Source organism: Coralloluteibacterium thermophilum (genome assembly GCF_042654365.1).
Taxonomy (GTDB): Bacteria; Pseudomonadota; Gammaproteobacteria; order Xanthomonadales; family Xanthomonadaceae; genus Coralloluteibacterium; species Coralloluteibacterium thermophilum.
Window position 1 is genome coordinate 18,806 of record NZ_JBHSGG010000045.1, and the last position, 10,331, is coordinate 29,136.

The 10,331-nt window shown below is 67.5% G+C and carries 10 protein-coding genes; all 10 read left to right on the top strand.

Features of this window, described 5'->3' with window-relative positions; genetic code table 11:
• Window positions 1-28: 28 nt before the first annotated feature.
• A complete protein-coding gene (locus ACFO3Q_RS15305; protein ID WP_066922005.1) occupies window positions 29-535 on the top strand; it encodes a MerR family DNA-binding protein in 507 nt (168 codons plus the stop codon).
• Entirely contained in the window at window positions 532-837 is a 306-nt protein-coding gene (locus ACFO3Q_RS15310; RefSeq protein WP_066922006.1) for a DUF2933 domain-containing protein, read from the top strand. Before ACFO3Q_RS15305 ends, ACFO3Q_RS15310 begins: the two co-directional genes overlap by 4 nt.
• A gap of 1 nt (window position 838) precedes the next feature.
• On the top strand, window positions 839-1,501 hold the full coding sequence (locus tag ACFO3Q_RS15315) for a methyltransferase family protein (protein ID WP_339399327.1): 663 nt from the start codon (window positions 839-841) through the stop codon (window positions 1,499-1,501).
• A gap of 127 nt (window positions 1,502-1,628) precedes the next feature.
• Window positions 1,629-2,048 carry a hypothetical protein gene (locus tag ACFO3Q_RS15320; protein ID WP_092410649.1) on the top strand — a complete coding sequence of 140 codons (420 nt, stop codon included), beginning with the start codon at window positions 1,629-1,631 and terminating at the stop codon, window positions 2,046-2,048.
• An 82-nt stretch (window positions 2,049-2,130) separates the two neighbouring features.
• Window positions 2,131-3,516, top strand: coding sequence for an MBL fold metallo-hydrolase RNA specificity domain-containing protein (locus ACFO3Q_RS15325; protein ID WP_092410651.1), 1,386 nt, complete (start codon window positions 2,131-2,133; stop codon window positions 3,514-3,516).
• Complete coding sequence (locus tag ACFO3Q_RS15330; protein ID WP_377005580.1) at window positions 3,513-5,030, top strand: thymidine phosphorylase family protein; 1,518 nt, start codon at window positions 3,513-3,515, stop codon at window positions 5,028-5,030. Before ACFO3Q_RS15325 ends, ACFO3Q_RS15330 begins: the two co-directional genes overlap by 4 nt.
• Window positions 5,027-5,941, top strand: coding sequence for a ribose-phosphate diphosphokinase (locus ACFO3Q_RS15335; protein WP_024889940.1), 915 nt, complete (start codon window positions 5,027-5,029; stop codon window positions 5,939-5,941). The genes ACFO3Q_RS15330 and ACFO3Q_RS15335 overlap by 4 nt, the downstream gene beginning before the upstream one ends.
• Window positions 5,938-8,400, top strand: coding sequence for a phosphoketolase family protein (locus tag ACFO3Q_RS15340; protein WP_377005581.1), 2,463 nt, complete (start codon window positions 5,938-5,940; stop codon window positions 8,398-8,400). The genes ACFO3Q_RS15335 and ACFO3Q_RS15340 overlap by 4 nt, the downstream gene beginning before the upstream one ends.
• Window positions 8,345-10,018, top strand: coding sequence for an ABC1 kinase family protein (locus tag ACFO3Q_RS15345; RefSeq protein ID WP_339399332.1), 1,674 nt, complete (start codon window positions 8,345-8,347; stop codon window positions 10,016-10,018). Before ACFO3Q_RS15340 ends, ACFO3Q_RS15345 begins: the two co-directional genes overlap by 56 nt.
• A gap of 63 nt (window positions 10,019-10,081) precedes the next feature.
• Window positions 10,082-10,303, top strand: coding sequence for a hypothetical protein (locus ACFO3Q_RS15350; RefSeq protein WP_377005582.1), 222 nt, complete (start codon window positions 10,082-10,084; stop codon window positions 10,301-10,303).
• Window positions 10,304-10,331 lie beyond the last annotated feature (28 nt).

Consider the following 10,331-nt stretch of genomic DNA (forward strand, 5'->3'; position numbering starts at 1 on the left):
TGATCACCATCTTTCCTGGAGCGCGCCAATGATGGGCAAAGACGAAGCAGCGCCGCCGCTGATGACGGTACGCCAGCTGGCACAGCAGGGCGACGTCACGGTGCATGTGGTGCGCAACTATCTGCGGCGCGGCCTCCTACAGGCGGCCACGCACACCGAGGGCGGGTATCAGCTCTTCTCGGCTTCGGAGCTCCAGCGCCTGCACTTCATTCGCACGGCACAGCAGCTTGGTTTCACGCTGGCCGAAATCGAGGAAATCATCCGCCACAGCCTGCAGCGGCATAGTCCCTGCCCGCTTGTGCGGGACATCATCCGGCGCAGGCTTGACGACACCCGCCAACAACTGGACAGGCTGCTCGCCATGCACGAGCGGATGGAGCGTGCCATCCACGCCTGGGCGAAGCTTCCGGACTCCATTCCGACTGGCAATGACGTCTGCGCATTGATCGAAGCCGTTGCCGCGACAGAAGGCGGCAAGTTCGTCAGGTCCACCCCGCGACGCCTTCTCGGACGCCTCACTCAGGATTTGCCATGACTGCCCCCCGCTCTCCAACCACGTCGGGGTCCGGACGTTGGGTCTTCTGGATTTTCCTTGCGCTGGCCGTCTTCTATCTTGGCGTCGAGCATCGCGCCCACCTTGCTGGAGCACTCCGCTGGTTGCCATTGGCCATCCTGCTGCTGTGCCCCCTCATGCATGTGTTCATGCACAAAGGACATGGCGGACATGGCGGACATGGACAAGGCGGCAATGCCGACGACTCATCCAATGGGGGCCATGGCGGCAGCAAGCGGGCGCTGACCGACGAAACGTCCGACACCTCGAACGGAGGGCAATGACATGCACGCATCTGACGCTGGCTACGGTCTTTGGCTCCTCGCCGCCATCAACGCCGCCTTCTTCATCTTCTTCGCCTGGAGCTTCTACAAGCCGTTGACGCGGTGGGACTGGCGGGGGTTCGGGATGTTCTCCGCCTTCGTCGTGGCGCTGTTCGCGGAAATGTATGGCTTCCCGCTGACACTGTACGTCCTGGGCGGCTGGCTCAGCGCCAACTATCCGCAGGTGAACTGGCTCAGCCATGACGCGGGCCATTTGCTGGAGATGTGGTTCGGCTGGCGCGCCAATCCGCATTTCGGTCCATTCCACATCGCGAGTTTCGTGTTTATCGGCGGAGGGTTCTGGTTGTTGTCGACCGCCTGGCCCGTGCTGTATCGGGCACAGCGAGAGGGTCGGCTTGCCCGTGAGGGCGTGTATGCGCGCATGCGCCACCCGCAGTACGTTGCCTTCGTGCTGGTGCTGACCGGCTTCCTGCTGCAGTGGCCGACGCTGCTCACACTCATCAGCTTTCCGGTGCTCGTGTGGGCCTATGCCCGCCTCGCTCGCCGTGAGGAGAAAGATTGCCTGAGCCGCTTTGGCGACGACTACGCCCGCTACATGCAGGAGGTCCCGGCCTTCCTCCCGCGACGCCGGCGCGGCCCCGCGCCATCGCCGGGAGAAGCATGATGACGCAGGTTGAGGAGCTGCCTGGGCAACGCTCCGCCGTTCAAGTTGCCCACCTGCATGGTCTCTCCGTTCGTGTTGTCGCCGCAGATCTCCGTCTCCGTTCAGGCCCATCCAAGGAGTCCACTCAATGAATACGGTCACACCCGTTGCCTGTTCCGCAGCCCCACGTACCAATTCCTACCGCTGGTTCGCCGCACTGGCGCTGGTGGGCGCACTCGCATTCTCCTTCGCACTGCCGGGCGTCGCATCCGCGAGCGAGGGCGGGTTCCGCCACAACGTCTTGATGCGCGGCCAGGTGTTGGAGAAGGGGGACGAGACGCTCGTGGTCTGCGTCGGGCAGGCCGACGGCGCCCAGGTCGGGCAGGTGCTGGATGTGATCCGGCACAAGCGCCGTATCCGGCATTCGCGGGCCGGCGGTCCACGCTATCGCCGCGAGAACATCGGTCAAGTACGGATCGCCGAACTGTTCGACAGCCACTACGCGGAGGCTGAAGTGATCTCCGGCAGCCCCAAGGTCAACGACACAGTGGAGCTGATCCGCCCCTGACAAGCGCGCAGGCGATGCAGATGCGCCTCGGCCCTCGCCATGCCATCAGCAATCACTTCCCTTCCAGGACAGGAGCCACAACATGACATCGTCTTCCAGCCCCACCCTGCAATTCCTCGGTGCCGCGGGCACTGTGACTGGCTCGCGCTACCTGGTTGAGGCCAACGGTCAGCGCGTGCTCGTGGACTGCGGCCTGTTCCAGGGCTACAAGCAATTGCGCGACCGCAACTGGGCTCCGTTTCCCGTCGAGCCGTCATCGATCGACGCGGTAGTCCTGACCCACGCCCACCTGGACCATTCGGGCTACTTGCCCGCACTGGTCAAACAAGGGTTCCGCGGCCGGATCCACTGCACCCATGGCAGCGTGGCCCTGTGCGGCCTGCTGCTTCCCGACAGTGGATACCTGCAGGAAGAGGATGCTAAGTATGCAGCGCGCAAAGGGTACTCCAAGCACAAGGAACCACGACCGCTTTATACCGAGGATGACGCCCGCCGCAGCCTGAAGCAGCTCAAGGGGCATGACTATGGTCGCGACATCGAGGTCGCATCAGGCGTCACGATCCGCTTCCATCCTGCCGGCCACATCCTGGGAGCTGCCCACGTCAGCCTGGACGTCCAGGGCCAGCGCCTGCACTTCAGTGGTGACCTGGGCCGGCAGCAGGAGTCTCTGATGAACCCGCCAACGCCCCTGCCCGCCTGTGACGTACTGGTCTGCGAATCCACATATGGCAATCGGGAACACGTTCCGATCGACCAGGAGGCGGAGCTGGCCCCCATCATCCGCCGCGTCGCTGCCCGTGGGGGCGTAATCGTCATTCCGGCCTTTGCCATCGGTCGCGCCCAGGCGCTCATGCTGCATATCGCCCGGTTGCGCGAGCGCAAGGACATCCCTCGCGTGCCGGTCTACCTCAACAGCCCGATGGCAATCAACGCGACCCGGCACTACCACGCCCACCATTCCGAGCACCACGTGTCCGAAGAGGACTGCCAGCGGATGTTCGACGTGGCCACCTTCGTCAACACTGTAGAAGAGTCGAAGGCACTCAACCGCCAGCGCGGGCCGATGATCATCATCTCGGCCAGCGGCATGATCACCGGCGGGCGCGTGTTGCACCACATCGAGGCGTTCGGCCCCGATGACCGCAACGCGATCCTGCTCGCGGGCTACCAGGCCGGAGGAACACGCGGTGCCGCGCTGGCGGCAGGCAAGCGCACGTTGCGCATGTTCGGCCGCGAGGTCCCCATCCGCGCTGAAGTGGTGCAGCTGGAAGGCTTCTCCGGCCACGCCGACGCCGGGGAGTTGCTGGACTGGATGCGCACCGCGCCGTCCGCGCCGCGCGTGGTGTACCTCACCCATGGCGAGCCCGATGCAGCCGACACACTGCGCGCGCGCGTGCAGCGTGAACTGGGCTGGCGTGCGCGCGTGCCGGAGCACCTGGAGCAAGTCGGATTGGAGGATGCGAGATGACCACGCAGGCCCCGGGCCACACCCGCCTGCGCGTCACCCGTGCCGGCATCGACACCTACCAGCAGCCGGTGGTCTATATGCACCGTGACTGCGAAGTCTGCCGCTCGGAAGGCTTTGCCGCGATGACGCGCGTGAGGCTGGACGTCGGCGCGCGCACGCTGGTGGCGACGCTGAACGTGGTCGTCGACGATCGGCTCGGCCTCGACGAGGTGGCGCTGTCGGAGGCCGCGTGGACGCTCCTCGATCCCATGCGCGATGCCCTCGCCCGGGTGCGGCATGCGGAACCCGCGTCGTCGGCAGGCGCGCTCCGCGCCAAGGTGTTCGGGGCACGGCTGGACGACGCGCAGTACCTCGCCCTGGTGCAGGACGTGATGGAAAGCAGGCTGTCGGACCTGGAGCTTGCCGCTTTCGTCACGGCCAGCGCGGGCGACGGCCTCGACAACGCCGAGACGACCTCGCTGACACGGGCCATGATCGCCGTTGGCCAGCGCCTGGATTGGGGCGATGGGCCGGTGCTGGACAAGCATTGCGTCGGCGGCCTGCCCGGCAATCGCACCACGCCGATCGTGGTGGCCATCGTGGCTGCGCTGGGCTACCGCATCCCGAAGACGTCCTCGCGCGCGATCACGTCGCCCGCGGGCACCGCCGACACCATGGAGGTCATGGCGCCGGTGGCGCTCGATCTGGCGGCGATGCGCCGGGTGGTGGAGCGCGAGGGCGGCTGCATCGTCTGGGGTGGCAACGTGCGCCTGAGCCCGGCCGACGACATCCTGATCCGGGTCCAACGGCCACTCGACTTCGACAGCGACGGCCAACTGGTTGCCAGCGTGCTGTCAAAAAAGATCGCCGCGGGTTCAACCCACGTCCTGATCGACATGCCAGTGGGTCCGACCGCCAAGGTGCGTGGCGAGGCCGCGGCCCACAGCTTGGGCACGCGGCTTGGACACACCGGCGCTGCGCTTGGACTGCACTTGGGGATCCATCGCACTGACGGCACCCAGCCGGTGGGTCGGGGAATCGGCCCGGCGCTCGAGGCGCACGACGTGCTCAAGGTGCTGCGCAACGCGGCCGATGCACCCGCCGACCTTCGCGAACGCGCACTTGCGCTGTCCGCGGCGCTGCTGGACATGGCAGCGGGCAGCAACGCCGGCACCGGACTGGAGCGCGCGCGCGGCGTGCTGGATTCCGGGGCGGCGCTGGCCAAGTTCCTGGCGATCTGCGAGGCCCAGGGAGGCTTCCGCGAACCGCGGCGGGCAGCATTCACCGCCGACGTCCCGGCAACCGCATCGGGTCGGATCGCGGTGATCGACAACCGCAGGCTGGCCAAACTGGCCAAGCTGGCCGGCGCACCGACATCCCCCACCGCCGGCCTCGAAACCGGTCTGCGGATCGGCGATACGGTCGAGCGGGGACAACCTCTGCTCACCCTGCATGCGGAGTCGCCGGGAGAACTGGCCTACGCCCTGGAGCACGCCGTGACGCTGCAACCTTTTGTGCTTGGAGAGGTTCCATGACCCGTGTGCTGATGCCATTCCCGGCCGATGCAGTGTTGGCCGGCAACATCAACCAGCCCCTGCAGGCGCGCATTGCACCCGTGGCTTGGCGGCACTTCCCAGATGGCGAGTCGCTGGTCACCCTGGACGACGCACTGGCCGGAGCCGATGTGGCGCTCCTGGCCAGCCTGCGCAACGCCGATGCCACGGCCCTCCCGTTGCGCTTCGCCGCCCGGACCGCGCGCGAGTTCGGGGCTCGTTCGGTCGGCCTCATCGCACCCTACCTGGGGTATATGCGCCAGGACACCCGCTTCCATCGCGGCGAGGCGGTCAGTACACCGCTGTTTGCGCAATTCCTCGAAGAGGCTTTCGACTGGCTGGTGACCGTGGACCCGCACCTGCACCGCGTCGAGCGCCTGCAGTCGCTCTACCGCATTCCGACGGTCCACGTATCGGCGACGCCGGCCGTGGCCCGCTGGATCGCTGAGACCGTCCCCGACGCTGTGCTGATCGGCCCTGACAGCGAGAGCGAGCAGTGGGTAGCGGACATCGCCGCCCTGTCCGGCATGCCCTACCAGGTGCTGGCCAAGGAGCGGCACGGCGACTACGACGTGCGCGTCAGCCTGCCCGACCCGGCAGCCGTGGCTGGTCGGACTCCGGTGCTGATCGACGACATCGTGTCGTCCGGCCACACGATCCTGGAGACCCTCGCACACCTGCGCCGGTTGTCGTTGCCGTCGCCGTTGCTGGTCGCCATCCATCCGGTGTTCGCAGGCGACGCCTATGCCCGCCTGCAGGAGGCGGGCCTGGCCCGCATCGTCAGCACTGACACCATTTCCCACCCCTCCAACGCCATCGCGCTGGGTGCGGACCTCGCCGCCGCGGCATCGACCCTGATGACCGCTTCGACCGATTCCCCGGAGGACCCATGAACGTGCATCTCAACTGCTGCACCGCCGACCAGCTGTCGGCCGCCGAGCGCCAGCGGATCCTTGAACTCGCCGACGCCCACCGGCAGGCCGATCCCGCGTTCGCCCACTGGGCGGCCGGCTACGGGGTGATCCGACATGACCCGCTTACCCAGCTCCGGGTCCGCCAGATGGTGCACGAGCTGGTCGCCCTGGGCCGCACGCCGGATGCCGGCACCGCATGGCAGCGGCTCGCCGCGGCCGACCGCGTCACCAGCGCCGGCATGTGGCTGGTGGCGCACATGACCTACAGCCAGCGCGTTCGTACCGACGGCGCGGCCCTGGAGGTCGATGATTTCAAGACCACGCCTGAAGGCCACACCGGCGGGTCCCTCAACATGGTGCCCGCCTACGCCGGCTACCTGCTGATGGATTCCCTGGATGGCGTCACCCGCGCGTGGATGATGGGCCAGGGGCACTGCGTGGCCGCCATCGACGCGCTGAACGTGCTGGTTGGCAACATGACCGACCGGCACGCCGAACGTTACGACCGCACCGGCGAAGGGCTGAGCCGGTTCGTAAGCGACTTCTATGCCTACACCCTCAATCCGGACGGAACGCCGGCGTCGCCCCTCGGCTCCCACGTCAATGCGCACACCGCCGGGGGCGTGATGGAAGGCGGCTATCTCGGCTTTGCCGAGCTGCAGTACGTGCATGCGCCGCTCAAGGATGAACGCCTGGTCGCCTTCCTCAGCGACGGTGCGTTCGAGGAACAGCGTGGCAGCGACTGGGCGCCACGCTGGTGGCGCGCCGAGGACAGCGGACTGGTCAGCCCGATCATCATCCTCAACGGGCGCCGCATCGAACAGCGCAGCCAGATCACCCAGCAGGGCGGCGAGCGGTGGCTGGACCGGCACCTGCGATTGAACGGCTTTGATCCGATCGCGCTGGACGGGCGCGATCCGGCCAGCATCGCGTGGGGCATCCACGTGATGGAGTCGCGCCTGCAAGCGGGCGCCGCTGTTCCCGCCGACGTGCGGCTGCCCTATGGCATCGCCGAAACCGTCAAGGGCTTCGGCTTCCCCGGCGCCGGGACCAACGCCTCGCACAACTTGCCGCTGCCGGGGAATCCGGCGAAGGATGCCGCGGCGCGCACGCTCTTCAATGAAGGCGCAGCGGCGCTGTTCGTGGCCGCGTCGGAGCTCGAGCAGGCCGTTGCCGCACTCAACAGCCACGATCTCCAGCAGCGGGTGCGCGAGCGCGACCATGCGCTGGCCGATCGCCAGGTGGAACCGCCCCGCGTCCCGGCGATCGCCGACCGCGGCGCCGGCGGCGAGAGCTCGCCGATGACCGCGCTCGACGAGCAGTTTGTCGCCATCGCCGAAGCGAACCCCGGGCTGCGCGTGCGCGTGGGAAATCCGGACGAGTTGCGCAGCAACAAGCTCGACCGCACCCTGGACGCGATGAAGCACCGGGTGCACGAGCCCGAACCCGGTGTCGCCGAATCGACCACCGGCGCGGTCATCACCGCACTCAACGAAGAAGCCGTGGTCTGCGCGGCGCTCGGCAACAAGGGCGGGCTAAACCTGGTGGTCACCTACGAGGCGTTTGCACCGAAGATGCTCGGCGCCGTACGTCAGGAACTGATCTTCGCCCGCCACCAGGCCCAGGCCGGGCGCCCACCCGGCTGGCTGGGCGTGCCCCTGGTGCTGACCTCGCACACGTGGGAGAACGCGAAGAACGAACAGTCCCACCAGGATCCGACCATGGCCGAGGCACTCATGGGCGAAATGGCCGACATTTCGCGCGTGGTGTTCCCGCCGGACGCCAATGGCGCTGCCGCCGCCCTCGCCCGCGCCTACGCGCAACGGGGCACGGTCACCACACTGGTCGTTCCCAAGCGTCCGGTGCCTCATGAGCTGACCCCGCAGCAGGCCCAGGCACTGGCCGAGACCGGCGCAACATGCCTCGCCGGCGATCCGGAGACGGCGGCGATCCTGCTGGTGGCCACCGGCGCGTACCAGCTGCAGGAAGTGCGCCGCGCACAGGCGCGTCTGGCCGCACGCGGAATGTCGGCCGCGATCGTCTATCTCGCCGAACCCGGCCGATTTCGCGCCCCGCGCGATCCGGAGGAGGCAAGGTACGTGCACTCCGACAGTGCGGTCCAAGCGCTGTTTCCGGTGGGCCGGCCGCGCGTATTCGTTACCCACACCCGTCCGGAGCCCTTCCTCGGTGCGCTGCGCCGACTCGACACCGGCCCCACCACCACCGCGGCGCTGGGCTTCGTCAACCGGGGCGGCACACTGGACGTGCCGGGCCTGCTGTTCGCCAACCGCAGCACCTGGGCGCACGTGGTTGACGCGGCTGCGGGCGTCCTCGGCGAGTCCCGCGACAACCTGCTGTCCGAAGCGGAGCTGGCGGCCGTGGATGGTCGCGGCGATCCGACCGCCATCCTGCGCGCGGAAGCGGGGCCGGCATCGTGAGCCGGCCGGCCAGGACCTCGCGCTGATGGCGGGCACGGTGCGCCGCGGAGGCCAGATCGCCTGGGCCGGACTGACTCTCGGGGTCGCGGTGTTGCGCCTGCGCCGACGCAGACCCGAACGGCTTCCCGCGTACGTCAGCGCCACCCTGGTAGGGCTGGGTACCACCTTCGTCAAGCTGGGCCAGGGTTTGAGCCTGCGCTGGGACCTGCTGCCGGCGCCCTATCGCGAGGCATTGTCGCGGTTGCACAGCGACGTGCCGGCATTTCCTGCGGACCAGGCCAGACACATGGTCGAGCAGGCGTTCGGCGCCTCCGTCGAAGAGCTTTTCGCCAGCTTCGATGACCATCCGCTGGCCGCCGCGTCGGTGGCTCAGATCCATCCGGCACGCATGCATGACGGTCGCGACGTGGTCGTCAAGGTCACCCGGCCCGGCATCCACGCTCAAGTGCAGGCTGACCTGCGGCTGCTTCGACGCACGCTGCGCGTAGCCCAGTGGATCTGGCCGCCTCTGAAGCGACACCGCCCCCTCGAACTGGTGGACGAGCTGGGCGCATTCCTGCGCGATGAAATCGACATGCGTCACGAGGCGCAGAACATGCGCCGCATGGCGAAGGTGCTCGATGCCCTGCCCGGCATCACACAGCCACATGTCGTTGAGCCCTACGCCACCCGCGACGTGCTGGTCCAGGATCGTAGCCACGGCACCCGCCTGGAAGCCGCTTATGGAACGGCGGCGGCTCCCGCACTGGCAAGGGCGCTGCTCGGTGCCTACGTGCATCAGCTCTTCGGCGCCGGCGTCTTCCATGCCGACCCGCACCCGGGGAATCTGTTCTTCTTTGACGACGGTCGCCTGTGCCTGCATGACTTTGGCTCGATCGGCGTGCTCGACCCTGCATCCCGGCTCGCGCTCGGCGGCATGGTCGAGGCCATTGCGGCCGACGACGCCGAGGGCGTGCTGGATGCAGCGATCGCCATGGGCTTCTTCCCGCCGCAGGTCGACCGCCGCTCGCATGTGCGCGAGATCCACCTGATCCTGGCCGAGATGGCCAGCCGTCCGCTGGCGCAGTGGTCCATTGCCGAGGCAATCTGGCGCGTGGCACGCATTGGGCAGGGCGCTGGCTTCCGGCTTCCGGCCCACCTGCTGTCCCTGATCCGGACGCTGTTCCTGGTCGAGAACACGCTGCGGGCGCTGGATCCGGATCTGGACCTGCTGGGGACGCTGTCCGCGCAGGCGGCCGCGATCGCCGACATTGCCGAAGCCAGCCGCCCCAGCGGCAACAGGCCGCTTGCCATGCGGCTGGCCCGCACTGCGCGCCAACTGCCACAGATCGCCACCGACCTGTTGCGGCAGGCGCAACTGAGCGACGGACGACCCGCCTTCTCCGTACACCACCATGGCCTGAGTTCCACGCAGGAGGCAATCGCGCGCACGGGCAACCGGCTGGCGTTGGCCCTGGTCACCTTGGGCCTGTACGTAAGCGGTGCGCTGTTGAGCCTGCATTCCGACGGCCCGCAAGTGTTCGGTCACATGCCTTTCCTGGCTATGGTGGCTTTCGCTGCTGCGGGATTGCTCTCACTGCGGCTGGTGATGGCCATCGCCAGATCGGGACACTTGTAACAGAACACTGATCTATCTCCCCGCTGGTGCCCGGCGCATCAGTGCATCCAGGAAGGCAGACCCATGACGCAACACAATCATCATCATCAAGATCATCAGGCGCACGGCGAGCAACCGCCGCATCCCCGCACGGGTGCTGAAGGTGACGTCCATGCCGGGCACGACAAGCATGCCGGCCACAGCGTGGCGAGCTTCCGCGACAAGTTCTGGCTCACGCTGCTGCTGACCATCCCCACTCTGATCTGGAGCGGGAGGGTTCTACCCCGAAATCACGGACGGTTGTAAAAGGGCTGAGAACTTCTGGTCTTGCCTG